22 protein-coding genes are annotated in these 24,556 nt (G+C 67.1%); 18 read left to right on the top strand and 4 right to left on the bottom strand.

The features are described from left to right. Positions 1-102: 102 nt before the first annotated feature. Both NQ034_RS09500 and NQ034_RS09495 read left to right on the top strand, forming a co-directional pair. On the top strand, positions 103-954 hold the full coding sequence (locus NQ034_RS09500; RefSeq protein ID WP_257048521.1) for a HEAT repeat domain-containing protein: 852 nt from the start codon (positions 103-105) through the stop codon (positions 952-954). Next, the gene (locus NQ034_RS09495) at positions 948-2,036 is read left to right on the top strand and encodes a MerR family transcriptional regulator (RefSeq protein WP_257048520.1); all 1,089 of its coding nucleotides are present in this window, start codon (positions 948-950) and stop codon (positions 2,034-2,036) included. Before NQ034_RS09500 ends, NQ034_RS09495 begins: the two co-directional genes overlap by 7 nt. Before the next feature lie 25 nt (positions 2,037-2,061). On the opposite strand, the gene NQ034_RS09490 is transcribed toward NQ034_RS09495, so the two are convergent. After that, on the bottom strand, positions 2,062-2,451 hold the full coding sequence (locus NQ034_RS09490; RefSeq protein ID WP_257048519.1) for a hypothetical protein: 390 nt from the start codon (positions 2,449-2,451) through the stop codon (positions 2,062-2,064). Positions 2,452-2,813: 362 nt separating this feature from the next. Here NQ034_RS09490 and NQ034_RS09485 point away from each other — a divergent pair, with 362 nt between their 5' ends. The 8 genes from NQ034_RS09485 (at position 2,814) to NQ034_RS09450 (ending at position 11,628) form a co-directional block, all read left to right on the top strand. Continuing rightward, positions 2,814-4,118, top strand: coding sequence for an amidohydrolase (locus NQ034_RS09485; protein WP_257048517.1), 1,305 nt, complete (start codon positions 2,814-2,816; stop codon positions 4,116-4,118). Between the two features lie 4 nt (positions 4,119-4,122). Then, positions 4,123-4,806 carry a GrpB family protein gene (locus tag NQ034_RS09480; RefSeq protein ID WP_257048516.1) on the top strand — a complete coding sequence of 228 codons (684 nt, stop codon included), beginning with the start codon at positions 4,123-4,125 and terminating at the stop codon, positions 4,804-4,806. A gap of 123 nt (positions 4,807-4,929) precedes the next feature. Then, a complete protein-coding gene (locus tag NQ034_RS09475; protein WP_257048515.1) occupies positions 4,930-6,480 on the top strand; it encodes an ABC transporter substrate-binding protein in 1,551 nt (516 codons plus the stop codon). A gap of 16 nt (positions 6,481-6,496) precedes the next feature. Then, positions 6,497-7,567 carry an ABC transporter permease gene (locus tag NQ034_RS09470; protein ID WP_257048514.1) on the top strand — a complete coding sequence of 357 codons (1,071 nt, stop codon included), beginning with the start codon at positions 6,497-6,499 and terminating at the stop codon, positions 7,565-7,567. Next, positions 7,564-8,496 carry an ABC transporter permease gene (locus tag NQ034_RS09465; protein ID WP_257048512.1) on the top strand — a complete coding sequence of 311 codons (933 nt, stop codon included), beginning with the start codon at positions 7,564-7,566 and terminating at the stop codon, positions 8,494-8,496. Before NQ034_RS09470 ends, NQ034_RS09465 begins: the two co-directional genes overlap by 4 nt. Then, positions 8,493-9,284: an ABC transporter ATP-binding protein gene (locus tag NQ034_RS09460; RefSeq protein ID WP_257048511.1), complete on the top strand. Its 792-nt coding sequence runs from the start codon at positions 8,493-8,495 to the stop codon at positions 9,282-9,284. The genes NQ034_RS09465 and NQ034_RS09460 overlap by 4 nt, the downstream gene beginning before the upstream one ends. Further along, positions 9,281-10,081 (top strand): ABC transporter ATP-binding protein, encoded by an 801-nt coding sequence (locus NQ034_RS09455; protein ID WP_257048509.1) that lies wholly within the window; start codon positions 9,281-9,283, stop codon positions 10,079-10,081. The genes NQ034_RS09460 and NQ034_RS09455 overlap by 4 nt, the downstream gene beginning before the upstream one ends. Further along, a complete protein-coding gene (locus NQ034_RS09450) occupies positions 10,081-11,628 on the top strand; it encodes a serine hydrolase domain-containing protein (RefSeq protein ID WP_257048508.1) in 1,548 nt (515 codons plus the stop codon). The genes NQ034_RS09455 and NQ034_RS09450 overlap by 1 nt, the downstream gene beginning before the upstream one ends. Before the next feature lie 54 nt (positions 11,629-11,682). Here NQ034_RS09450 and NQ034_RS09445 read toward each other — a convergent pair whose 3' ends face one another. Together NQ034_RS09445 and NQ034_RS09440 are read right to left on the bottom strand one after the other, a co-directional pair. After that, positions 11,683-13,269: a peptide MFS transporter gene (locus NQ034_RS09445; RefSeq protein WP_257048506.1), complete on the bottom strand. Its 1,587-nt coding sequence runs from the start codon at positions 13,267-13,269 to the stop codon at positions 11,683-11,685. A gap of 332 nt (positions 13,270-13,601) precedes the next feature. Continuing rightward, the gene (locus tag NQ034_RS09440; RefSeq protein ID WP_257048504.1) at positions 13,602-14,933 is read right to left on the bottom strand and encodes an MFS transporter; all 1,332 of its coding nucleotides are present in this window, start codon (positions 14,931-14,933) and stop codon (positions 13,602-13,604) included. Between the two features lie 129 nt (positions 14,934-15,062). On the opposite strand from NQ034_RS09440, the gene NQ034_RS09435 reads away from it, so the two are divergent. The 7 genes from NQ034_RS09435 to NQ034_RS09405 all read left to right on the top strand — a co-directional run bounded on the left by NQ034_RS09435 (position 15,063) and on the right by NQ034_RS09405 (position 22,640). After that, positions 15,063-15,749, top strand: a complete 687-nt coding sequence (locus NQ034_RS09435; RefSeq protein WP_257048502.1) for an IclR family transcriptional regulator — start codon at positions 15,063-15,065, stop codon at positions 15,747-15,749. A gap of 283 nt (positions 15,750-16,032) precedes the next feature. Then, positions 16,033-17,868 carry a bifunctional 3-(3-hydroxy-phenyl)propionate/3-hydroxycinnamic acid hydroxylase gene (locus NQ034_RS09430; RefSeq protein WP_257048500.1) on the top strand — a complete coding sequence of 612 codons (1,836 nt, stop codon included), beginning with the start codon at positions 16,033-16,035 and terminating at the stop codon, positions 17,866-17,868. Then, on the top strand, positions 17,865-18,710 hold the full coding sequence (locus NQ034_RS09425) for a 2-keto-4-pentenoate hydratase (protein WP_257048499.1): 846 nt from the start codon (positions 17,865-17,867) through the stop codon (positions 18,708-18,710). Before NQ034_RS09430 ends, NQ034_RS09425 begins: the two co-directional genes overlap by 4 nt. After that, positions 18,710-19,657, top strand: a complete 948-nt coding sequence (locus NQ034_RS09420; protein WP_257048498.1) for an acetaldehyde dehydrogenase (acetylating) — start codon at positions 18,710-18,712, stop codon at positions 19,655-19,657. Before NQ034_RS09425 ends, NQ034_RS09420 begins: the two co-directional genes overlap by 1 nt. Further along, entirely contained in the window at positions 19,654-20,682 is a 1,029-nt protein-coding gene (gene dmpG, locus NQ034_RS09415) for a 4-hydroxy-2-oxovalerate aldolase (RefSeq protein WP_257048497.1), read from the top strand. Before NQ034_RS09420 ends, dmpG begins: the two co-directional genes overlap by 4 nt. Then, the gene (locus tag NQ034_RS09410) at positions 20,679-21,551 is read left to right on the top strand and encodes an alpha/beta fold hydrolase (protein WP_257048496.1); all 873 of its coding nucleotides are present in this window, start codon (positions 20,679-20,681) and stop codon (positions 21,549-21,551) included. The genes dmpG and NQ034_RS09410 overlap by 4 nt, the downstream gene beginning before the upstream one ends. 75 nt (positions 21,552-21,626) lie before the next feature. After that, a complete protein-coding gene (locus NQ034_RS09405; RefSeq protein ID WP_257048494.1) occupies positions 21,627-22,640 on the top strand; it encodes a VOC family protein in 1,014 nt (337 codons plus the stop codon). A gap of 340 nt (positions 22,641-22,980) precedes the next feature. Here the strand turns inward: NQ034_RS09405 and NQ034_RS09400 are convergent, their stop codons facing one another. Next, complete coding sequence (locus tag NQ034_RS09400) at positions 22,981-23,775, bottom strand: hypothetical protein (RefSeq protein ID WP_257048493.1); 795 nt, start codon at positions 23,773-23,775, stop codon at positions 22,981-22,983. 214 nt (positions 23,776-23,989) lie between these two features. Here NQ034_RS09400 and NQ034_RS09395 point away from each other — a divergent pair, with 214 nt between their 5' ends. Beyond that, positions 23,990-24,556: a peptidylprolyl isomerase gene (locus NQ034_RS09395; protein ID WP_257048492.1), complete on the top strand. Its 567-nt coding sequence runs from the start codon at positions 23,990-23,992 to the stop codon at positions 24,554-24,556.

The raw sequence follows: 24,556 nt of genomic DNA, 5'->3' as shown, positions 1-24,556 counted from the left end.
GCCCTTCACAACGACGATCCCAAGCCGGACCCACGACCGACCCTGCAGACACCACGACCCACCCCTTGACCCTGACACTGTGACAGGGTTCAGTCTTAAGGCATGAACACCGAGGACATGCCGACCACGAGAGAACACGTGCGCAATCTGGCCGCGGGACTGGCAGCGCACAGCTCCAGCACCCGGTTGCAGGCGGCCCTGGCCGCAGGCAGCACCCCGGATCCCGGACTGCTGCCCGTGCTGGTGGAGCGCTGCGCGGTGGAACCGGACTTCTTCGTCCGCGACATGCTCACCTGGGCGATCACCCGGCTGCCCGCCGAGCTCACGGTGCCCGAGCTGCTGCGGATCCTCGCCGGCTATCGGGGGAACAGGCAGGGGACCAGGGCATCCGGTTCCGTGCAGGCCGTGGCCCAGGCGCTGCACACCCTGTCCAAGATCGGGGACATCCGTGGCTGGCCCGCCATCACCGACGCGATGTTCGCCGATCCCGACGACACCCTGGCCCGCACCGCCTGGCGGGCTGCGGCGAAGCTCGTCCCCGCCGGCGCCGAGGCCTCCCTGGCCCAGCGCCTGACGTCCCAGCTGGGCCGTGGCGGGCGGGAGACGTGGTTGAGTCTGGCGCGGGTCCACCTAGACCTGGGGGAGAGCGTTCGTTCTGTCCTGGAAGGGATCGTGTCGGCCGGCGGGGCCGCGGACGGAGCCGGCGGTCCGGTCGGCGGGCCCGCTGCTCGGGCCGCTGAGCACTCCCCGTGCAGATTCGCGGAGCAGCGGGTGGCCCATGCCATGGCGATCCTGCGGCTGTTCGACGATCCCGACGCCGCCTTCGCCCCCGACCTCGCCGAGGCCCGACGGGTGCGTGCCCTGAGCGGGTTCGAACCCGGCGTCGGATCCGGAGATGGGCACGAGGTCACGGCCGATCCGGACGTGACCGAACCCGGCGGGCAGCCGTGCTGATCGGACAACTGGCCCGTGCCTCGGGGGTGAGCGTGCGGATGCTGCGCCATTACGACCGCATGGGCCTGCTGCACCCGGGCCGGCGCACCTCGGCGGGTTACCGTGAGTACACGGAGGCCGATATCACCAGGCTCATGCACATCGAGGCGCTGCGCTCGCTGGGGCTGGGCCTGGCCGAGGTCGGCACCGCGTTGGACGACCCCGACTTCGATCCTGCCGCCGCGATCTCCGGGCTGCGCGATGATCTGCAGCGGCGGATCGAGGAGGCGGAGAGGCTGGTCGATCTTCTGGACGGCCTGTCGTCCACGCTGCGGGCATCGGACACGACGGGCGAGCTGCTGGCGGCACTGGAACTGGTGACGACCCTGCGCCACGGCACCTCCAGGGCCAGGCAGGACGCGGCTCTGCGGGTAGGCCCCGCGGCGGGGAACCCGCCCGATTCGGGCGTCGAACTGGTGCGGGCCTATCTGGATGAGCCCGATGACAATGCGGCCGGTGCTCTACTGTGGGCCGCGCGGCAGGAGTCGCTGGACGGTGCCGCGACGGCGCTGCTGGCCGCGACGGCGCTGCGGGGTGGTGAGGTCACAGGGACCGGATCGACCAGGGGTGCCGCCGGGCGGGGGAGGACCCGCCGCCTGCGCTCGCTGGTGGCTCTGGGGCAGACCGAATCGGCGGAATCGGCACAGCTTGCCCGCCGGACCCTGCGGGAGTGCCTGGCCGACGCCGATGCCAGGGTGGCCGCGCGGGCAGCGGTGATCCTGGGCGGGCTGGGCGATGGCGCAGCGGGTGAGGCGTTGCTCGACGCGATCGAACGTGGCATCGCCGATGTGGAGGCCGGCGAGGTCTTGGCCGGCTTGGCCGTGGCCGAACCCGGCCTGGTGGATCGGTTGGCCGGGCGGATCGAGGGTGCGAGCGCCAGGCCGGAGTCCCGTCTGCGCCTGGTGCAGGCCCTGGGCGAACTCCCCTGGGAGCTGTGCGCGGTCGAGGTTGACCGGCTGTGCTCGGACCCCGACGAGCGGGTCGCCCGGATCGCGCAATACCTGTGGAAGGTACATACCGGGGGCCCGGACCACCGGTCCTGACGGTGCTGTGCCGCCCGAACCCTAGTCAGGGTTGGACGTTGCGTGCGCCGTAGGAGAAGAGCCTGCCGCCGAAGAACAGCTCCGCGGCCAGGATGCCGATGAGGCTGACAATCGCCACGGCCGCAACTCCCCTCCGTATGTCCTTTGTGCTCCACCCCAACCGTCCGAATAGGCCCAGTGCAAGTAGCCCGACGATGTGTACGAAGATCAGTGGGACCCCGCCCATCAATTCTCCCGTGCCGGCCATTGTCGTTCCGGCGTCCAGGGCCTTGGACTGTTCGGACTGCTCCTCGAATTGGGCCAGGCCGTACCAGGTCCACGAGACGACCGTGACTGGAATGCCCACGATGGCCAGGCAGAAGAATACTGTGCGTGCGCGCCGGGCGGCATCGTTGCGCGGCTGTGCGGTGGACATGGGGGTAGCCTAGTCGCACTGACCGATCCCCATAGGACCTGCGCACGGTCGAGGTCGGCAGTGAGGCGAGGGACAGGCTGAAGCCGCAGGCGGCGGCGCAGCACCGCACCGTGGGCGAACAGCTGGAATATCTCGTGGCTCTCGCGGACAAAGGGGGATGTGGTCTGGGTCGATCTGAATTCGGTGGTGGGGCGAGAACAGAGTGGTCGGCGCCCGGCTGAGGGCCGCCAGCCGCTCTTCAACACCTGGCCTCGTCCGCCCCCGCCGGGTGGGCCCGCACGCGGGTATCATGGACCTGCCGGGTAGATTGGGTGTGAACGCGAACACCCTGATGCGGACACCGTCCCGACCTGGAGGAACAGATGGAACTCACGCCCGAACTCACCGAACAGCTGACAGCGTGGAGGCGCGACTTCCACAAGTACGCGGAACCGGGGTGGACGGAGTTCCGCACCACCTCGAAGATCATCCACGTGCTGCGCGACCTGGGCTGGGACACGGTCTACGGTCCGGAACTGCACGTCGCCGATGAGCGCCTGGGCGTGCCGAGCGCCGAGGTCCTGGCCGCGGCCCGTGAGCGCGCCATCTCCCAGGGCGGCGATCCCGAACTGGTCGAGGCCATGGGCGATGGCTTCACCGGCGTGCTGGGCATCCTGAAGACCGGTCGGCCCGGCCCCGTCGTGTGCTTCCGCGTCGACATCGACTCCAACGACCTCAACGAGAACCCCTCGGACGAGCACCGGCCCACCGCCGAGGGCTTCGCCTCGGTCAACGCCGGGGCCATGCACGGCTGTGGCCACGACGGGCACGCCGCGATCGGCCTGGGCCTGGCCACGGTGCTGACCGAGCACAAGGACGAACTCACCGGCACCGTGAAGATCATCTTCCAGCCGGCCGAGGAGGGCGTGCGCGGATCGCACTCGATCGTCGCCAAGGGCTGGTTCGACGATGTCGACCTGTTCCTGGCCACCCACGTTGGTGCGGGTGAGGGCCTGGGCAATGTGTGCACGGGTGCGGACAAGTACCTGGCCAGCACGAAGTTCGACGTGGAGTTCTCCGGGGTCGGCGCGCACGCCGGCGGCGACCCGGAGAAGGGTAAGAACGCGCTGTTGGCGGCGGCCGCGGCCACGCTGAACCTGCATGCGATCCCGCGTCATTCCGCGGGCGCCAGTCGGATCAACGTCGGCACGTTCGTCGCCGGCGAGGGCCGCAATGTGGTCCCGCGCAAGGCCGTGATCCGGGCGGAGTGCCGCGGCGCGTCCTCGGACATCAACGACTTCATGTTCGCCCGCGCCAAGGACGTCGTGGCCGGCGCCGCGCGGATGTACGACGTGGACTACGAACTGACGATCACGGGCAAGGCCGACACCGCGCTGCCGACCCCGGAACTGCTGCCGTACGTGCACGAGGCCTTCGCCCACACCGCGGGAGTCAAGAACGTCAAGGACTCCGGCGGCGGCTCCGGTTCCGAGGACGCGACGGCGATGATGAAGCGCGTGGCCGAACGCGGTGGCCTGGAGACCTATGTGCAGGTCGGGATGGACACCCCCTGGGGCCACCACACGGAGGACTTCGACGTGGACGAGGCCTGCCTGCCGATCGCGGTGGCAGCCGAGGCCGATATCGCCCTGGGTGCCGCGGCCTTCCTGAAGAGCATCGGGCGGTGATCCGATGCCCCGGGCGCGCGACATCGGGACCTTCGGTGACGATGCGCCGCCCGCGGGCGCCTCGCCGTGGGTGGTGGAGCCGGTAGTGGCACCCATCGCGGTGGACGAGTACGACCCCGTGTGGCCTGCACACTACGAAGCGCTGGCCGCGCGGATCGCCGAGGCCCTGGGCGCCCGGGCGCTGGCGCTGCAGCACGTAGGATCGACCTCGGTGCAGGGGCTGGCGGCCAAACCGGTGATCGATATGGATCTGATCGTGGCCGAGCCGGCCGCTGAGGATGCCTGGCTGCCGGCGCTGGAGGCAGCCGGTTTCATCCTGACCGTGCGCGAGCCCTGGTGGTACGAGCACCGGTGCCTGCGGTTCGAACCGGATGGTCGTGCGCAGGCGGACGAACGGCTACCGGGCGCGGCTCCCGGAACCGAGGTCCCCGCCGGGTCCGCGGGCGCCGGCACTATGCGCGCGAACCTGCACGTCTTCGGTCCGGATTCCCCGGAGCCCTGGCGGCATCGGATCTTCCGCGATCATCTGCGGAGGAATCGGGCCGACCGGGACCTCTATGCGGCGGCAAAGCTGGCGGCGGCCCGATCCTCGAACGCCGCGGGCGAGGTCGTCATGGAGTACAACGCACGTAAGGAGTCGGTGCTGCGCGAGATCTACGCCAGGGCCTTCGCGGCTGCGGGGTTGTGAACGGGGCTGAGAAGAGAACCGAGAGGATCCAGCCGGATTACAGTAATCTGTGACTCATCGTACATAATGTAACGTGTCCCACTGATTGCAGTAGAAAGTTCGGTTATGCGTCGTCTCCCCACAATGATTCTCTCCGCGGCCGTGGCCGTCGGCCTGACCGTCAGCCTTGGTGCCTGCAGCGGCGGTTCGAACGAAGGCTCCGCCTCCGGTGACACTCTGGTCGCGGAAATGAACTTCGACCTCAAGACCATCGACCCGGCACGGCAATTCGAGCTCAGTGGCTCCCGGATCGAGGACACCCTCTACCAGACGGCACTGACCTTCGCCGACGGTGACCTGAAGAAGCCCACGGACGGCCTGTGCTCCTACACGATGTCCAAGGACAACAAGGTCCTGACACTCACGTTCAAGGAGAAGGACGCGAAGTTCTCCAACGGTGATCCGGTGACCGTCGACGACATCGTCTTCAGCTATCAGCGCCTGCAAGGCGTCAAGGGCAACCCCTCCTTCTACCTCGACGGCGTCACCGTGAAGAAGGTCGACGATGAGACCATCACCCTGACCAGCAAGGACCCGAACCCCGCCCTGCCCTACATCCTGCCGAACTCCAACCTGGGCGTGCTCAACGCCAAGGAAGTCAAGGCCAACGGCGGCACCACGGATGAGAAGGACAAGGCCGATCAGTTCCTGGACAGCAACTCGCAGGGATCCGGCCCCTACAAGATCGAAAGCTACAACGCGGAAAGCAAGGTCGTGCTGGCGGCCAATGAGCACTACAACGGCCCGGAACCCAAGTACAAGCGCGTCGTGATCAACAACGTCTCCGCGGATACGCAGCTCAGCGACATCCAGTCCGGCCAGACCCAGGTCGCCTTCGATCTGGGTCCCGATCAGGTGAAGACTCTGGACCAGTCCAAGGCCCAGGTCGCATCCCTGCCGTCGACCAAGAGCGTCTACATCTTCGCCAATGACAACACCAAGGTCAGCGGCATCACGTCGAAGAAGGACTTCCGCGATGCGATGCGCTATGCGGTCGACTACGACAAGGTCGTCGAGATGGGAGGCGAGGGCGCGCAGCGGATGGCCAGCGTCGTCCCGAACGAATTCATCGGCTCCGTGCCCAAGGACCAGGCCCCCGCGCGTGACCTGGACAAGGCGAAGGAACTGCTGACCAAGGCCGGATACAAGGGCGAGGAAATCCCCTTCCACTACAGCAGCGATCAGTCCGTCAACGGTCTGAACCTGTCCCAGCTGGCCGAATCCGTGCAGGCCCAGGTCAAGGAGGCGGGCATCAACCTATCGCTCAAGCCCGCTCCCAGCTCCACCCAGCTCGACGGCTTCCGTTCCGGCAAACAGCCCATGGGCATCAGCACCTGGGGCGCAGACTTCCCCGACCCCACGAACTACCTGGTGTTCACCCCGGGGCAGTCGGTGTCCGAACGTGCGGGCTGGACAGGCAACGCCGATCCCGCCACCACGAAGCTGATCGATGCGGCGAACAAGACAGCAGGCGACGCCCGCGGCCCCGCCTATCAGAAGGCCTTCGAATCGGCGACGGCCAACGGTCCGTTCATTCCGCTGGTTCAGCCCGTGCAGACCGTGGTGATCGGTTCGTCTATCACCAAGTTCGTGTCCAACGCGGATACCGACTTCGATTTCGCTCAGGCCGAATAGGCAGGACCGGAACAGCATGACCACCGCCGTTACCGGCGCGCAGCAGCGGATCAAGCCGCCGAAGCTTCATCCGCTGCTGCGCTATGTCCTCATCCGCCTGGGCATCAGCGCGCTGCTCATCTGGGGCGTCACCGTCGTGACGTTCCTGTTGACCAACCTGGTGCCGGCCGATCCCGTCCAGGCGATCTTGGGAGATCGGGCCTCGGCCGACCCCGCCATCGTCGCGCAGACGCGCAAGGACCTGGGCCTCGACCAGCCGTTGGTCGTCCAGTACTTCACCTACCTGGGCAATCTGTTACAGGGCGACCTGGGCGTATCCAATCAGACCAGGGTGCCGGTCTCCGAATCGATCGGCACCGTGTTCCCTGCGACCATTGAACTGGGCCTGGGCGCTATCATCATCGCCGTGATCATCGGCCTGCTATTGGGTCTGTTGGCGGCACTGAAGCAGAACACCATCCTGGACTATGTGATCCGGGCGCTGAGCCTGATCGGGATCTCCGCCCCGACCTTCTGGATCGCCACGATCGCCTATTATCTGCTGTCCTTCAAAGCCGGGATCGTCAGTGGTGCCGGCCGGTTGGACCCGTGGGTCACCCCGCCGCCGAAGGTGACGGGCCTGTACACGGTGGATTCCCTGCTGGCCGGGCAGATGGGAACCTTCGCCAATGCGTTCTCCCACCTGGTCCTGCCATCGTGTGTGCTGGCCCTGTTCACCATCGGTCTGCTGACCCGGTTCAGCCGCTCCAGTGTGCTCGACGTGATGAACCTGGACTACGTGACCGCGGCCAGGGCCAAGGGCCTGCCGGGACGCACCGTGGTCTTCACCTACATATTCCGCGGCGCCCTGGTACCCATCATCACCGTGGTGGGCCTGGCCTTCGGGTCCTTGCTGTCCGGTGCGGTGCTGACCGAAACGGTGTTCGCCTGGAACGGACTGGGACAATTCGCCTATCGCGGTGCCACCTCTCTGGACCTGCCCGTCATCATGGGCGTCGGCCTGGTCATCGGCATCGTCTACATCGGAGTGAACTTCATCGTGGATGTCATCTACGGCCTCATCGATCCCCGAGTGAGGGTCCGATGAGCGCCCCGCAGACCCCCGACTCGCGGGGGAGCGCCGGCACGCAGATCAGCAGCAGGGAGGCGACGGAACTCGGGATCAAGCGTTGGCGCTTCCGGGTTCCCCAGGCGCTGCGCACCCCGCTGGGCATCACCGGTGGGATCATCCTGGTGCTGTGGCTGCTGATCGCGGTCTTCGCTCCACTCCTGGCCCCCTACGATCCACTGGCTCAGAACTTCACCCGCCTGCAGGCACCCGGTGGGGACAACGCCCTGGGCACCGACACCCTGGGCCGCGATGTCCTCTCGCGCATCATCGTGTCCGTTCGTACCACCCTGCCCGCCGCGATCTTCGTCGTGCTGTGCTCGGCCGTGGTCGGCTCGGTGCTCGGGGCCATCGCCGGTTACTTCGGCAAGGCCGTGGATGAGGTCATCATGCGCATCGCCGACCTGGTCTTCGCCTTTCCGACGATCATCCTGGCCATGGTCATCGCAGCGGCCCTGGGCCCCGGTCTGAAGAACGCGATCATCGCGATCCTCATCGTGTCCTGGCCGCAGTACGCCAGGACGACTCGCGCCCTGGTCATGACCGCGCGCAACAGCGAATACGTGGTCGCCGGCCGCCTGCTGGGCTTCAGCCCCTGGAAGTCGCTGTTCCGCGACATCACGCCCAATGTGGTCTCACCCGTCGTGGTGCTGGCAACCCTGGGTGTGGGCGAGGCGATCCTGACGATGGCCGGTCTGTCCTTCCTGTCCCTGGGCGTGGTGCCGCCGGCACCCGACTGGGGCGCGATGATCAGCGAAGGCGTCTCGCAGTTCAACGCCTGGTGGATCGCACTGTTCCCCGGCATCTGCATTCTGACGGTCGTCATGGCCTTCAACTTCCTGGGCGACAGCCTGCGCGATGCGCTGGACCCCCGAACCGCCAAACAGGTGGAAGGAGCCAACGGATGAGTGTCGTCACCCTGCGGGATCTCAACCTGGTCGTCGGCCAGGGCAAGAACGAGAACCACATCCTGCACGATGTGTCCTTCACGCTGGAAGCCGGGAAGATCACCGGTGTCGCCGGGGCCTCGGGCTCGGGCAAGACCCAGACGGGCATGGCGATCATGGGGCTGTCCCCGGCCGGAGCCCGGCTGACCGGCAGTATCGATTTCGAGGGCAGGGAACTGGTGGGGTTGAGTCCCAAGGCACACAATGCGCTGCGCGGGACTTCTCTGGCGATGGTCTTCCAGGACCCGTCCTCGGCCTTCCACCCCATGCTCTCGGTGGGCGCTCAGCTGACCGACCACCTGCGGCACCATCGGAAGATGGGCAAGAAGGAGGCGCTGGCCCGTGCCGTGGAGATCCTGGCCAAAACCCGGGTCCCCGATCCGCAGGGCGCGGTCAAGAAGTACCCGCACCAGTTCTCCGGCGGGCAGCTGCAGCGCATCGCCTTCGCCTCGGCGGTGATCTGCGAACCCAGGGTGCTCATCGCCGACGAGCCGACCACGGCCCTGGACGTAACGGTCCAAGCCGGGATCCTGCGCCTGTTGCGCGATCTGTGCGACGAGCTCGAACTGGCCGTGCTGCTGGTGACCCACGACTTCGGCGTGCTGTCCTCGGTCGCGGACACGATCGTCGTGATGCAGAACGGGCGGGTCGTGGAGACCGGCGACCGGCACTCGGTGATCGTGAACCCGCAGCACGACTACACCCGCTCACTCATCGAATCCCTGCCAGGAACGGAGTTGGCCCAGTGACGACGGTAACCGAACAGAAGACCGTGCTCGACCTGGACCGGGTCGTGTGCGAGTACAAGCTCGACGGCGGCGGCCGGTTCCGCGCGGTCAACGGTGTGTCGCTCCAGCTGGCCGAATCCGAGGTCCTGGGCCTGGTGGGCGAGTCCGGCTGTGGCAAGTCCACGCTGGCCAAGCTGATCTGCGGCCTGGAGAAGCCATCGGAGGGCACGATCACCTTCGAGTCGACCCCGGTGCGGCCCCTGGGATTCCGGCGTCGTCCGGCCGGGCTGCTGGGCATCCAGATGGTCTTCCAGAACCCGTACGCCTCGCTCAACCCGCGGCGCCCGATCGGAGAGCAGATCGAGGATGCGCTGGCCCTGGATCCGGCCGGTCGGTGGACGGTCAAGGATCTGCTGGCGGCAGTGGACCTGCCGGCCACCTCGGCCAACCGCTTTCCCCATGCCTTCTCCGGTGGGCAGCGGCAGCGGATCGCCATCGCCCGTGCCCTGGCGGCTGGGCCCAAGGTGCTGATCGGCGATGAGCCGATCGCCTCCCTGGATGCCTTCCTGCAGTCGCGGGTGGCGCAGATGATGCGCGACCTGGCGATCGAATCGGGTGCCTCGCTCATCTTCATCAGCCACGACCTCTCGGTGGTCAGGGAGATCGCCGATCGGGTGGCGGTGATGGAAGCGGGCCGGATCGTCGAGGTCGGCGACACCGAGCAGATCTGGAACAGGCCCGCCCACCCGTATACGCAGCGGCTGTTGGCCGCGATCCCCAGAGTCGACGGCCTGGGGACCATCCCGGGCGAGGCCTGATGGGCGCGGTTGTGTCGGGGCCGGATTCGCAGGGCGCGCACCAGGGGCTTACCGCCGCCTATCGGGACCTGTTGGCCGAACTGTGCGAGCGCCACGGGGTGCCGGGCGCCCAACTGGGAATCCTCCGGATGGATCCGGGAGCGCCTGGCGGCGCCGCCCAGGCCCCGGATATCGGCGTGGCGGTCCACGGAAGCGTCAACCTGCGCACGGGCGCGCCCGTGACCCCGGATTCGATCTTCCAGATCGGTTCGATCACGAAGATCTACACGACCACGCTGCTCATGCGCCTGATCGAGGCCGGCACCCCGGTGCCGGCACCTGGCCCGGCTGGAACCGGGGCCGGGCCGGGAGTCGACACGACCTCGGCGGCGGGAGAGGGTGCCCCGCTGACCCTGGACACCCCGGTGCGCGACATCGTCCAGGAGTTGAAGCTGCGTGATCCGCGCACCCGCGCTGAGCTGACCGTGCGACATCTGCTCACCCACACCAGCGGGATCGACGGAGACCTGTTCGTCGACACCGGGCGCGGCGATGACTGCCTGCAGAAGTACCTGGACGTTCTGGCCGAGGCCGCTCAGATCCATCCGGTGGGCGCGATGTACTCTTACTGCAATTCAGGATTCTCCCTGGCCGGGCTGATCATCGAACGCCTGACCGATAAGGGTTGGGACACGGCCCTGCGGGAATCGCTGTTGGACCCGCTGGGATTGGACCATTCCGTGACCCTGCCCGAGGACGCGATCCTCTTGGGTGATGTCGCAGTGGGCCATGAGGACATCGCCGGTGCCACCTCGGTGATCCGGCAGTGGCACCTGCCGCGCAGTTCCGGCCCGGCCGGCGCAGTGGTCGCCAGGGCCGCGGACGTCCTGGCCTTCGCGTACATGCACATGGCCGAGGGCGAAGGAGCCACGGGCGCCCGGGTGCTGGGGGCGGGGTCCGTGGCCGACATGCAGACCGAACAGGTCGCCCAACCCGATCGCGGGACCTCGGGGGATGCCCGGGGCCTGGGCTGGGTGTTGTCGGACTGGAACGGCGAGTTCGTTTACGGTCACGACGGCGGCACCATGGGCCAGGCGGCCTATCTGCGCATCCACCCGGACTCCGGCACCGCGGTGGTGCTGCTGACCAACGGCGGCAATGGCCAGATGGTCTACGAGGAGCTGTTCGAACGCGTCTTCGCCGATTTGGCGGGGATCGCCAAGCCCTGCCGGGTCGCTCCTCCGGAGGACTGGCCCGACCGAGCACTGTCCTCCGAAGTGGCGGCCGAACTGACCGGTGCGTACGTCCGGGCGGAGGAGCGCATCGAGGTGACGCTCGGACCGGAGACGCTGCGCATCCGACAGGTGGACACGAGTCCCTTCACCGAGGTCGAGGACATCCCCGTGGCCACCTCGGTCCTGGCGCCGTTGGGTAGCGGGACCGATGGCCGCTTCGCCCGGTACTCCGCGGGGTTGGGAGCCTGGTCCGCGGTCACCTTCCTGCACCTGCCCGACGGCAGTCGCTATGTGCACACGGACGGCCGGGCTACCCCGCTGGTGGAGGGATAGCCCGACCGCCGGCAAACCAGCCCGGCCGCCGACCCGGCCCCACCTACCTGCGACTTACAGCCCCGCGTTCAGCCCACGGGCCAGGGGACCCCGGAAGACCAGCAGGAGCAGGCCGAACACGATCGCAGCACCGGACACGAAGGTGAAGTACGCGGTGTTCGAGATCGCGGTGAACAGCTGGCCCAGCAGACCCGACAGCGATGAGCCCAGGGCCAGGGTCAGGAAGTTCAACCCCACCATCTGCGTGCCGAAGCGCTTGGGGCCGATCTTCGTGGCCAACGACAGGCCGATCGGGCCGACGAACACCTCAGAGGACCCGGCGACCACCATGAACAGCAGCACCAGCCACACCGGGATCGTCGCATCCCCGGTCAACGTGGTCACCAACAACAGGTACAGATAGGCCACGCCGATCTGGCACAGCCCGATCGCGAACTTCGCCGGGGCGCCGGGCTGACGGGCACCCAGCTTCTGCCACATCCGCGCGATCAGCGGGGTCGCCAGCACCGCGGCCAGCGGGCTGACCATGGTGATCCAGGCGACGGGGAAGGTCCAGCCGCCCACGCTCAGATCGACGCGCTCACTGATCAGAATGGACACCGCGGTGAACTTCTGGAACAGGAACCCGAAGTAGCAGCCCGACAGCAGGAACAGCGGCAGGTAGGACACCGTCCGCTTCTTCTCCTCCCGGCTCACCGTCTTCGCAGTCCACATCACCAGGAAGTATCCGGCGGCGGCCACGAGCGCCACGATGGTCACGAGCGAGGACAGGTTCGCGGCCTTGAGCCAGCCGGACAGGGACGCCACGGCGATGATGAGGAGAGCCGCGATGACCAGGATCGCAGGCTTCCAGATTGCCGCGATGGGCAGCGGATTCGACGGGTGCTTGGCCTGCTCGGGCAGACCGCGCATACCGAACAGGTACTGGATCAGCGCGCCCAACATGCCGACGGCCGCCAGCGCGAAGCCCCAGTGGAAGCCCCACTCGTTCTGCACGAAACCGGTCAGCAGCGGCCCCAACACGGCACCACCGTTGATCGCCATATAGAAGTAGGAGAAGCTCGCATCGCGCGCAGCCGCGGGCTTGTCGGCGACGATGAACCCCACGATCGAGGTGATGTTCGTCTTCAGCGCTCCGGTCCCGGCGATGATGAGCACCAGGCCGACTCCCAATCCCAGCATGCCGGGCAGGGCGGCCAGGCACACGTGCCCGGCGGTGATGATGATGCCGCCGAGCAACACCATGGTGCGCGGGCTGAACAGGCGCTCGCCGACCCAGGCGCCCAGCAGCTGGGCCAGGTACACGGCACCGCCATAGGCGCCGACGATCCCGGCGGCAGCCGCAGCGGGAACCTCCAGACCGCCGCGGTCCAGGGAGTACAGCAGGTAGAAGCTCAGGATCCCCTGTAGTCCGTAGAAGGAGAACCGCTCCCACAGTTCGGTGAACGCCATCGATCCGATCGCCCGTCTGGGACTCACCGAGCCCTGCGCGATCCGTTTCGCACCGCTGAGCTTGAGCGGGCCGGGCTGGGCCTGCGCTGCTGCTGGGGCGGGGCTGTCCTGGTCCGGCAGAGCGCCCTCGCGCTGTGCGGCCACGATGCTGATCTGATCGTCGATGGGTACCTGGGTGCGGTTGTGCACACGGCTCCTTTCGGAAAGAATCACTACCTTTTGGGTGAGATCGAATTGGGTAAACAAAACGGCCCCACCGTCACGCACGTGATCTGCGTTACTGCGCAGTCATTGTGCAGAGACGGGAAGGCCGTAGGAGACTCTACCGGATAACACGGCCGAGGCCGCACCCGGGCTCCGTGACAACGGAACCCGGTGCGGCCTCGGCGGAGCACACCCAAACGTGAGCAGGCAATTTGGTCGGTCCTGCCCCTCGTGAGCAGGCGATTTGGTCCGAGAAATCACGCGGAGTCCAGACCAAATCGCCTGCTCAAGGGGAGAGGATCAGACCAAATCGCCTGCTACTCGCGGGAGTGGTCGCGGCTGAACAGGTAGGCCAGGCCACTGATAATGCACAGGGCCACGAAGTACAGGCTGATGTACTGCGGGTTGCCGTCGCCCTTGGCCTGCAACAGCGCGGCGCAGATCAGCGGAGCCAGGCCGGCGCCCAGGGTGGTGCCGATCTGGTAGCTCAGGGACACGCCCGTGTAGCGCACGGTGGCCGGGTACTTCTCGGCGATCCAGGCGGCCAGGGGGCCGTACATGGAACCCTGGACGATCGGGTTGCCGATGATGAAACCGATCAGCAACAGGGCGGGGCTGCCCTGCTGGACGGCCCAGAACATGGGCCAGACCAGGATGATGCCCAGCACCGCACCACCGACCATGACCGGCTTGCGCCCGATCCGGTCGGACAGGGCGGCGAAGGCGGGGATCGTGAAGGCGTGGATCGCGTGGGCGATGGTGACGAGGAACAACGCTTGGGACTGGGCGTGCCCGTGACTCACGGCGAAGGTCAGGATGAAGGCGGAGATCAGGCCCTGCATGAACAGGGGCGCCAGGGAGCCGAGCATGGCGATGACCGCGGCCCCCGGGTGCTCCTTGAGGACGGTCAGCAGCGGAACCTTCTTTTCCTTGTCCGCTGCCGCCGCCTGTTCCTGGGCTGCGATGAACTCGGGGGAGTCGCCCACCTTGGTGCGCAGTACGATGCCCACCACGACCAGGGCGGCCGATAGCAGGAACGGGACACGCCAGCCCCAGGACATGAACTGTCCGTCGGGTAGCAGGGAGAACAGGCCCAGGACTGCCGATGCCAGCACCGCGCCGCCGGGACCGCCGGCGGCGACCAGAGAGCCGGCGAAGCCCTTCTTACCGCCCTTGGCGTGTTCCATCGACATCAGTGCGGCACCGGCCCATTCGCCGCCGACCGCGATCCCCTGGATCACGCGCAGGAACACCAGGATGATGGGGGCGGCCACGCCGATCGTATTCGATGTGGGCAGCAGGCCGATCAGGGTGCTCATCAGGCCCATGATGACCAGGGTGATGACCAGCATGGTCTTGCGTGAGTAGCGGTCGCCGAAGTGGCCGAACAGCAGGCCGCCGATGGGGCGGGCGAAGTAGCCAACGGCCAGGGTCGCAAACGACAACAGGGAGGCTACGAAGGGTGGCTGGCCGGAGAAGAACAGGGCGGGGAAGACCAGGGCTGCGGCCGAGGAGTAGAGCAGGAAGTCGTAGTACTCCAGGGTGGTGCCGATGAAGCTGGAGGTCACGGCCATGCGCCGGGTTTTCGGGTCGCTTTCGAGGGGGCCGGTCGGTGGGGTCGGGGTATGTGGTGGTTTGAGTTCGGTCATGGAAGCTCCGTTGTTTCGTGACCCGGGGGAGATCTGGGAATGAGTGTGTATATATCGCACATATGAGTGCTAATAGTGATCAGTTTCGCGGCCGAGTCCTCATCTTGTCAAGCCTTAAAATGGACGGTGATGAATGAGAGAACGCATGCGGGAACGCAGACCCTGGCCAGGGGGCTCAATGTGCTGCGCGCGGTGGCCGCGGCGCGAACGGGGATGACGGTCCAGGAGGTTTCCGAGTCCGCGGGGATCCACCGCACCATCGCCTCGCGAATCCTGCAGACCCTGAGTGACTATCGCCTGGTGGCCCGTGGCTCCGATGGGCGCTATCGCGGGGCCAGTGGTCTGGTGGGTCTGGCATCCGGGGCGTATGCGGCGCTGCGCCAGGTCTCGCTGCCGGTGATCCGCCAGGTGGCCGACGAACTGGAATCGACGATGAGCCTGCTGGTCGTCGAACACGACGAGGCGGTGGCCCTTGCTGTGGTCACCTCGGCCAAGGCCCGATATCGGCTGGTCTTCGCCGAGGGTAGTCGCCACCCCCTGGACCGGGGTGCGGCGGGGGTTGCGCTCAGTGCCCTGGCTCCGGCGGCCCCGGGTGAGCGCGAGGTCGTGACCCGGGCGCGGGAACAGGGGTGGGTCCAGACCTTCGCCGAGGTCGAACCGGGTGCCTATGGTGTGGCGGTGCCGCTGCACGGGGTCGATTCTCATCTGCGTGCATGTCTGAACCTCATCACCTATCGCGAGGACGTCGCCGAGTCGGCTGTGCCGGCGATGCTACGGGCGGCCGAGCGGATCGCGCAGCTGACCGCACTGGAGTAAACCGGGCTGAAACCTCGCGGTTCGGCCCGAATCGCTGTTGGTGGGGCGGCGTGAACGAATCATTCGTTCACGCCGCCCTTTTTCACGCCCTGCCCGCCGCCTGCTGCGCCACTTGCTGCGCCACCTGCGGCGCGCCCGGGTGGGCGCTACCCCCGGTACCCGCCGACTCCGTCTTGACAAGCTCCCGAGGGTGCGACATACACTGCATGAGAATCACATAGTGCACCTTTGAGTGCGATATGTGCACATATATGAGTCGCGCTAGTCCCCTCAGGAGTCAAGGATGACCTCATCCCCACCCGCACCCCCCGGCCCACAGACCGGCCGCACCGCGGGCCCGCAGACCGGCCTCGACGCCGATGTCATCATCGTCGGCGCCGGGCCCGCCGGTTTGTCCGCCGCGAACCTGCTGGGCAAAGCCGGCATCCGCGTCATCGTGCTCGAAGCCCGTGACGAACTCATCGACTTCCCCCGCGGTGTGGGAATCGACGACGAATCCCTGCGCACCCTGCAGACCATCGGCGTGGTCGACAACGCCCTGCCCTACACCACACCGCAGCACATCATGCGGCTGGTCAACGGCCGCGGCAAGACCATGCTCGAAATGGCACCGGGGACCCGCGAATTCGGTTGGCCCCGCCGCAACGCCTTCAACCAGCCACTGGTCGACCGGGTCCTCTACGAGGGCCTGTCCCGCTTCGAAAACGTCGATGTGCGCTTCGGCGCCAAGGCCACGGCCTTCGCCGACGACGGCACCACCGTGGCGGTGACGGTGGAAACGTCCACCGGCCCCGAAACACTGCGCGCGTCCTACCTGGTGGGCGCCGACGGGGGCAAGTCACCCGTGCGCAAGCACCTGGGCGTCAGCTTCGACGGGCAGTCCCCCTCCACCCGCTTTCTCGTCGTCGACCTGCGCAACGATCCCATCGGCACGCCCAACGTGTTCCTGGGCGGGGACCCGAAACGCCCCTACGTGTCCCTGGCGCTGCCCCAGTCGATCCGCCGGTTCGAATTCCTGCTGTTCGACCACGAACCCGACGAACTGGTCCAGGATCAGGACTTCGTGGCCGGCCTGATGGCCGACCATGTGACCGATCCGCACAACGTCGACCTGATCCGCGCTCGCGTCTACACGCACCATTCGCGCATCGCCGGGTCCTTCGGCAAGGGTCGGATCTTCGTCATCGGCGACGCCGCGCACCTGATGCCGGTATGGCAGGGTCAGGGCTGGAACTCCGGCCAGCGCGATGCCACGAACCTGGCCTGGAAACTGGCCGCCGTGGTCAAGGGCTACGCCGGGTCCGGGCTGTTGGACACCTATACGGCCGAACGCAAGGATCACGCCAAGGCGATGATCGACCTGTCGACGACCTTCGGCAGAATGGTCAAGCCGACTCGCGCCCTGACCGCGGGCCTGCGCGATGCGGCCTTCGCGGTGCTGAACCTCTCGGAGCAGACGAAGCAGTACTTCGCCCAGATGAAGTACAAGCCGATGCCCCGCTACACCACGGGCGCGATCGTCGACCCCTCGACCTTCACCCCCGGCCGGGCCGCCGCGAAGATGACCCCGCGCCTGATCGCGCACAAGTCCGCGAACACCCTGGACTCGCCCGTGGGCACCCAGGTCATCCAGCCGACCGTCGGCACCCCGGACGGTCCCGCCAAACTCGACGACGTGATCGGCTACAACTGGGCCGTACTCGAATGGGGCGGCAATCCCGAACGCCACTTCTCCGCGGCCCAGCGCGCCACCCTGCGCCGCCTGGGCACGACCTTCGTATCGATTCGGCCCGCCGCCGGATGTGAACTGGACCCGCCCGAGGACCCGAATTCCGTTGTGGTCGCCGACACTAACGGCGTGTGCAAGCGCTGGTTCGACGAGCGCCCCACCCCCGTGCTGTTCGTCCGCCCCGACCGGTTCATCGCAGCGGCCTGCCTGACCCAGGATGCCGCTCGCACCGCGTCGGCCCTGTTCGCCGCCGCCCATATCGTCCCCGTGAGCCCGGACGCCGCTACCCAGACGACCCAGGCCACGGCCATGCGACTGACCGCCGACCGGCTGATCGACGCAGGCCTTGCGGACCCGCGGGCAGTCAATTCCCTGAAGGAGAACGCATGACAAGCGAACAGCTGCGCACCCAGACTGCCGCAGCCCTGGCCGCGGCCCAGACGACCCGTACCGGAATCGCCCCCGTGGTGGACGCCCTGGGCGGGGTGGACGACCCCGCTGCCCTGACGGAGGCCTACCTGGTCCAGGAACTCGTCGTGACCGGTCGCGAAGCGGCGACGAACCCGCGGGTGGGCCGCAAGGTCGGCCTGACCAGCCCCGCCGTCCAGGCCCAACTGGGCGTCGACCAGCCGGACTTCGGCGTCCTGCTGGCCGATATGGAAATCGCCGACGCCGGTGTTATCGACGGGTCCGCGCTGATCGCCCCGAAGGTCGAGGCCGAAGTCGCCTTCATCCTGGGCTCCGAGGTCACCGACGCCTCCCCGCAGGCCGTGCGGGCCGCGGTGTCCGGAGTCGTCGCGGCCCTGGAGATCGTCGACAGCCGGATTCGCGACTGGGACATCACGATCGTCGACACGGTCGCCGACAACGCCTCCTCGGCCCTGTACGTCCTGGGCTCGACGATCAAACCCCTGGCCGAAGTCGATACCGCGGCGGTGTCCATGACCACCAGGATCAACGGTACGGTCGCCTCCACCGGCACCGGCGCGGACTGCTTCGGCGACCCCCTGGCAGCCCTGGTCTGGGTCGCGCAGACCGCGCTCGAGCTGGGCCGGCCCCTGCAGGCCGGTGAAGTGGTGCTCTCCGGTGCCCTGGGCCCCATGGCCCTACTGCACGCAGGCGACCGGATCGAAGCGGAGATCGTCGGCCTGGGCAGCGTCTCCGCCACCGTGTCCACCCCTGATTCGACCCTCGAACCCACCCCGGCCCAGCCGGAACAGAAGGAGGCCTGATGGCCAAGGTCAAAGCCGCGATCATCGGATCGGGCAATATCGGCACCGATCTGATGCTGAAGATCATGCACCTGTCCGACACCCTGGAAATGGGTGCGATGGTCGGTATCGACCCGACCTCAGACGGCCTGGCCCGGGCCGCGCGACTGGGCGTACCCACCACCGCAGACGGCGTGCAGGGTTTGATCGCCCTGGACGGGTTCGACGATATCGAGGTCGTCTTCGACGCGACCTCGGCCGGCGCCCACAAGGCCAACGCCGCGGCCCTGGAACCCTACGGCAAACAGCTGGTGGACCTCACGCCCGCCGCGATCGGGCCCTATGTGGTCCCGGTGGTCAACCTGGATGCCGCCCTGGAACACACAAACGTCAACATGGTCACCTGCGGCGGACAGGCGACGATCCCGGTGATCGCCGCGATCAACTCGGTGGCACCCGTGCACTATGCGGAGATCGTCGCCTCGATCGCCTCGAAGTCGGCCGGTCCGGGCACCCGGGCGAACATCGACGAGTTCACCGAAACCACCTCGGCGGCCATCGAAGAAGTCGGGGGAGCCGCCCGCGGCAAGGCGATCATCGTGCTCAACCCCGCAGAACCGCCCATGATCATGCGCGATACGGTCCTGGCCGTGACCGATCGCCTCGACGAGGCCGGGCGCGCCGAGGTGCGCGCGGCGGTGACCGCACAGGTCGCCCGGGTTGCCGAATACGTGCCAGGCTACCGGCTGAAACAGGACGTGCAGTTCCTCGACGAGGGCTCCGAGCTGGACGTCCTGGTCCCGACCCGGCGGCGCCGCGACGCCTACACCCGCATCAGCGTGTTCTTGGAGGTGCAGGGAGCTGCCATGTACCTGCCCGAATACGCGGGCAATCTGGACATTATGACCTCGGCGGCGCTGCGCACGGCCGAACGCCTGGTCGCCAACCGACAGGAGGCGGCGGCGTGAACGCGGCCAAGTTCTACCTACAGGATGTGACCCTGCGCGACGGTATGCACGCGCTGAGTCACCGCATCACCCCGGCACGGGCGGCCGAAGTCGCAGCGGCCCTGGACGCCGCCGGCGTCGACGCGATCGAGGTGGCCCACGGCGATGGCCTGTCCGGCACCTCGCTGACCTACGGGCCCGGTTCGAACACGGTCTGGGAATGGATCGAGGCCGTGGCCCCCGTGGTGAAGAACGCGCGCCTGACCACCCTGCTGCTGCCCGGCGTCGGCACCCTGGAGGACCTGCGTCGGGCCTACGACATGGGTGTGACCTCCGTGCGCATCGCCACGCACTGCACCGAGGCCGACGTTGCGGCCCAGCACATCTCCACCGCCCGCGAATGGGGTATGGACGTCTCCGGTTTCCTGATGATGGCCCATATGAACGACCCGAAGTCGCTGGCCGAACAGGCCAAACTCATGGAGTCCTACGGTGCGGCCTGCGTCTACATCACCGATTCGGCCGGCCGTTTGACGATGGACGGGGTGCGCGAGCGCGTGCGCGCCTACCGCGATGTGCTCGACGCGGACACTCAGATCGGCATTCACGCCCACGAAAACCTCTCGCTGTCCGTGGCGAACTCGATCGCGGCCTTAGAAGAGGGCGCCTTCCGCGTCGACGCCTCCCTGGCCGGGCACGGTGCCGGTGCCGGAAACACGCCCATCGAGCCCTTCGTCGCGGTGGCCGAACTCCAGGGTTGGGAGCCCCGGGCGGACCTGTTCGCCCTGCAGGACGCTGCCGAGGACCTGATCCGGCCCCTGCACGTGCGCCCGGTGCGAGTGGACCGCGAAACCCTGACGGTCGGCTATGCGGGTGCCTACTCCAGCTTCCTGCGCCACGCCGAACGCGCCGCGGAGATCTACGGACTGGACGCGCGCAGCATCCTGATGGAGGTCGGCGCGCGCAAACTGGTGGGCGGCCAGGAGGACATGATCACCGATATCGCCCTGGATTTGGTGGCCCAGAAGGAAGGTGCGCCGGCATGACACAGCAGCAGACAGTGAAGACCCCAGACTATACGACCGATGAGTTCTTCGGCCTGGCGGACAAATGGTTGGAAACCGCCCCGGGCGAACTGACCCACTATCACGAACTGGGCACCGGGGAGGCGATCCTGTTCCTGCACGGTTCGGGAACCGGCGTCACCGCCGCGGCGAACTGGTGGTTGAACCTGCCGGAACTGTCCGCGGCCGGTCGCTGCATTGCGATCGACTCGATCGGCTACGGGCAGACGGTCGTGGCTCCCGGGACCGAGTACGGGATCAAGGCCTGGGTTGAACACGCGGTGCGCGTGCTCGACGCCCTGGGCATTGCGAAGACCTGGTTGGTGGGCAATTCGCTGGGCGGCTGGGTGGCCTTCCAGTTCGCCATCGACCATCCCGAACGCCTGGCCGGAATCGTGTCCATGGGCACCGGCGGTGCGCAGCTGACCGGGGCGCTGAAAAGCCACTCCAACCCCGTGCTGACCGAAGCCGGTATCCGCAACACCCTGGAGTCCTTCGTCGTCGACAAGTCCCTGATCACCGATGAGCTGGTCACCCTGCGTTACCACTCCGCGCTCAACGACACGGCCTCGGACCGTTTGGCTCAGGTCGTGGCGGCCCGTGACCGTGACCGTAGCGCACTGCCCCTGGACTTCGAGGTGCTGGCGGAACTGGACGTGCCCGTACTGCTGATCCACGGGATGCAGGACGTGGTCATTCCGGTGTCGCGGACCTGGGAGATCCTGCAGGTCGTACCCCATGCGGACGCCCATATCTTCAGCCAGTGCGGTCACTGGTCGCAGGTGGAACGCTCCCACGAGTTCAACGAGGTCATCGTGAACTACCTCAAGCACCATATGGCCCAGCGCTGACGGCGCGGCGCCGGCGCCGTCAGCGTCTACGGCCCGGCGCACCCTATATTCCAATCCCCACAGAAGGAGAACACCATGACCAAGCTGGCAGACCGGTACGATCCGGGTCCCCAGATCGCCCAGTGCGGCACCATCAACCTCGGCACCAAGGACCTGGAGAAGTCGCTGAGCTTCTTCCGCGACACCCTGGGCATGGAGGAAGTCGAACGCGTGGGCAATGTGTCCTACCTGCGCTGCTATATGGAACTGGGCCACCACTCCCTGGTGCTGACCGAGCAGGACGAGAACATCGTCAACTCCTACAGCTTCCGGGTCGCCCGCCCGCAGGACGTCGAACTGTTCGCAGCCGAACTGGCCGCGCAGGAAATCGAGGCCATCGAGGTCCCCGCCGGCACCGAATCGGGCCGCGGCACCGCGGTGCGCTTCCAGGTTCCGGGCAGCCTGCACCCCTTCGAGCTGTACTACGACATCGACAAGCCCCTGGCACCCGAGGCGATCCGCTCCAAACTGCCGTCGAACTCCTCGCGCCGCCGCGGTCTGGGTGTGCGCCGGATCGATCACTACAATGTGCAGGCCGAACCGGGCAAGATCAACCAGGCGGAATCCTGGGTACGTGACACGCTGGGCTTCAAGCGCCGCGAATTCGCGATGCTGCCGGAGCACCCCACCACCGTGATGGCCTCCTGGATGTCCGTGACCAGTCAGGTCCACGACCTGGCGATGGTGGCCAACCAGAGCGAGTTGAACACACAGCTGCACCACGTCGCGTTCAACCTGGAGAACTTCTCCGATGCGCTGACCGCGGCCGATGTGCTGGCCGACCTGGACGTCAAGATCGGCGTGGGCCCGGGCAAGCACGGGATCGGCCAGGCCATGTACCTCTACGTGTTCGACCCGGGTTCGGGCCACCGTGTGGAGCTGTACTCCGGCGGCTACCAGATCTTCGATCCGGACTGGCAGGCACTCGAATGGGATCCGGTGGACTTCCCGGAGGGTATGACCTGGTACGGCGATCCGATCGACCTGAAGCCGGGCTCCAACGGTCGTATGACGACAGGGTCGGCCGGTCTGGTCCTGCCGGGCCGCTGAATTTCCCGGGCCGGCCGGGTCCCGGGGTGAGCTGGGCCCCGGGCGGGCCGGGTCCCGCGGGCTGCCGGCCCTCCCAAACGCCGAGGCCGCACTCGGGTTCCGTGAAAACGGAACCCGAGTGCGGCCTCGGCGTCTATGCGACGTTATCTCCGCACCAGCCCTCCGCCCCTCTCATGAGCAGTCACTTTGGTCGGTCCGCCCTGCGTGAGCAGTCACTTTGGTCCGAGAAATCACTCAGATTCCAGACCAAAGTGACTGCTCATCGAGAGGAGGCAGACCAAAGTGACTGCTCATCGCGGGGGAGCGGGGCGGGGAAGGTACCGGGAGGTACTGGCGAGGGTTACTTCTCTTCGACCTCGGCTTCGACTTCCTCGGCGTCGTCGTCCGCGGTGGGCTCTTCAACCTTGGTCACGGTGGGCTTGGCAGCCTCCGAAGCGGGGGTCGAACCGACCGGACGGGCATCGGCGGGGCGGTTGCCCGGCAGCGGGGTCGACCAGGGGTCCTCGACCGGCTTGAGCGCCTTGTAGACGAAGTAGCCGATCAGGCCGGCCGCACCCAGGAACAGGACCCAGATGAACCAACGGCCGCCCTTCTTGCCGGCCTTGGCGTCGATTTTCGCCTGCTTCTTGGCTGCCTTGGCCAGTTCCCTGCCGCGTTCGGCCAAAGCGCTCTGCGCCTTCTTCACGGCCTTCTTGTCCCCGGTCAGCCTGGTCGCCAGATCCGTCACGGCGGCGGGGGTCTTGGCGCCGGCGACCAGTGAGGACAGGCGGGTCAGCTGGTCACCGGACTGCGCCAGCAGCTTTCCGCGCTTGCGGGTCAGCTCGACGGATGCGTCGGCGATCTGGTCGCCGTAGCGGGCGTCGAGCTGGCCGCGGGCATCCGAGACGGCCTCGGTCGCCCGCTGTTTGCCCGTTTCCAGTGCGGCGGTGACCTTGGGGCGGGCATCGTCGGCGGCGGCGTGCAGGCGTTCCGCCGTTTCGTGCAGGAAGGCGTTGGCCTTCTCCAGATAGGGGCTGCTCTTCTCGATCGCCTGGGCGGAGCCCTCGCGGACCGCCTCGGTCACGCCGGTGACGACGTCGGAAACATTGTTCGACAGCAGCTTGCGGCTGTTCTTCTGGCCGGCCTTTTTGAACATTTCACCCTCCAACGTGGAAAAACTGTTACCCCTAGTCTATTCATCCGCCCGCCGTTTATGGTCCGGATTCCGCCTGCCGAGCTGGAAAGTTCCGCACAAGTCCTCGCGCACATCCTTGTACAGCGGGGGCGGTGCGGGGTTTTCGGTGGCATTGCGCGCCCAGCTGAACGCGGGCTGGACGTCTACGGCGGGGTGCGCATGGAAGAATAGGGGCATGAGTATCTCCACGCAGCAGGTCATCCTGCACACGAATCTGGGCGACATCAAGCTGAACATGTTCGGCAATCACGCCCCCAAGACCGTCGCGAACTTCGTCGGCCTGGCCGACGGCTCCAAGGAGTACAAGGACGACGCCGGTCGGACGAACCCCACCCCGTTCTACGATGGTGTGAAGTTCCACCGCATCATCAAGAACTTCATGATCCAGGGCGGCGACCCGCTGGGCCGTGGCACCGGTGGCCCCGGCTACCAGTTCGACGATGAGATCCACCCCGAACTGCAGTTCGACCGCCCCTACCTGCTGGCCATGGCCAACGCCGGAACCCGCGTGGGCCTGGACGCCTTCGGCAACCGGGTGAAGAAGGGCACCAACGGCAGCCAGTTCTTCATCACCACCGTTCCCACCCCGCACCTCAACGGTGCGCACACCATCTTCGGCGAGGTCGCCGACGATGAGTCGAAGAAGGTCGTCGACGCCCTCGAAGCCGTCAAGACCGGCTTCCAGGATGCCCCGGCGGAACCCGCATTCATTGAGACGGTCGAGGTCCTGCCCCAGGCCTGA

Origin of the sequence: Brevibacterium moorei (assembly GCF_024580735.1) — a bacterium.
In the GTDB taxonomy this organism is placed as follows: Bacteria; Actinomycetota; Actinomycetes; order Actinomycetales; family Brevibacteriaceae; genus Brevibacterium; species Brevibacterium moorei.
Note: the sequence above shows the minus strand (reverse complement) of the source record. Positions and strands in the feature narration are given on the sequence as shown.

Coding starts and splice junctions, on each gene's coding strand:
- NQ034_RS09500 (WP_257048521.1), top strand. CDS start 103: ATGAACACCGAGGACATGCCGACCACGAGAGAACACGTGCGCAATCTG.
- NQ034_RS09490 (WP_257048519.1), bottom strand. CDS start 2,451: ATGTCCACCGCACAGCCGCGCAACGATGCCGCCCGGCGCGCACGCACA.
- NQ034_RS09485 (WP_257048517.1), top strand. CDS start 2,814: ATGGAACTCACGCCCGAACTCACCGAACAGCTGACAGCGTGGAGGCGC.
- NQ034_RS09480 (WP_257048516.1), top strand. CDS start 4,123: ATGCCCCGGGCGCGCGACATCGGGACCTTCGGTGACGATGCGCCGCCC.
- NQ034_RS09475 (WP_257048515.1), top strand. CDS start 4,930: ATGATTCTCTCCGCGGCCGTGGCCGTCGGCCTGACCGTCAGCCTTGGT.
- NQ034_RS09470 (WP_257048514.1), top strand. CDS start 6,497: ATGACCACCGCCGTTACCGGCGCGCAGCAGCGGATCAAGCCGCCGAAG.
- NQ034_RS09465 (WP_257048512.1), top strand. CDS start 7,564: ATGAGCGCCCCGCAGACCCCCGACTCGCGGGGGAGCGCCGGCACGCAG.
- NQ034_RS09460 (WP_257048511.1), top strand. CDS start 8,493: ATGAGTGTCGTCACCCTGCGGGATCTCAACCTGGTCGTCGGCCAGGGC.
- NQ034_RS09450 (WP_257048508.1), top strand. CDS start 10,081: ATGGGCGCGGTTGTGTCGGGGCCGGATTCGCAGGGCGCGCACCAGGGG.
- NQ034_RS09440 (WP_257048504.1), bottom strand. CDS start 14,933: ATGACCGAACTCAAACCACCACATACCCCGACCCCACCGACCGGCCCC.
- NQ034_RS09435 (WP_257048502.1), top strand. CDS start 15,063: ATGAATGAGAGAACGCATGCGGGAACGCAGACCCTGGCCAGGGGGCTC.
- NQ034_RS09430 (WP_257048500.1), top strand. CDS start 16,033: ATGACCTCATCCCCACCCGCACCCCCCGGCCCACAGACCGGCCGCACC.
- NQ034_RS09425 (WP_257048499.1), top strand. CDS start 17,865: ATGACAAGCGAACAGCTGCGCACCCAGACTGCCGCAGCCCTGGCCGCG.
- NQ034_RS09420 (WP_257048498.1), top strand. CDS start 18,710: ATGGCCAAGGTCAAAGCCGCGATCATCGGATCGGGCAATATCGGCACC.
- NQ034_RS09410 (WP_257048496.1), top strand. CDS start 20,679: ATGACACAGCAGCAGACAGTGAAGACCCCAGACTATACGACCGATGAG.
- NQ034_RS09405 (WP_257048494.1), top strand. CDS start 21,627: ATGACCAAGCTGGCAGACCGGTACGATCCGGGTCCCCAGATCGCCCAG.
- NQ034_RS09400 (WP_257048493.1), bottom strand. CDS start 23,775: ATGTTCAAAAAGGCCGGCCAGAAGAACAGCCGCAAGCTGCTGTCGAAC.
- NQ034_RS09395 (WP_257048492.1), top strand. CDS start 23,990: ATGAGTATCTCCACGCAGCAGGTCATCCTGCACACGAATCTGGGCGAC.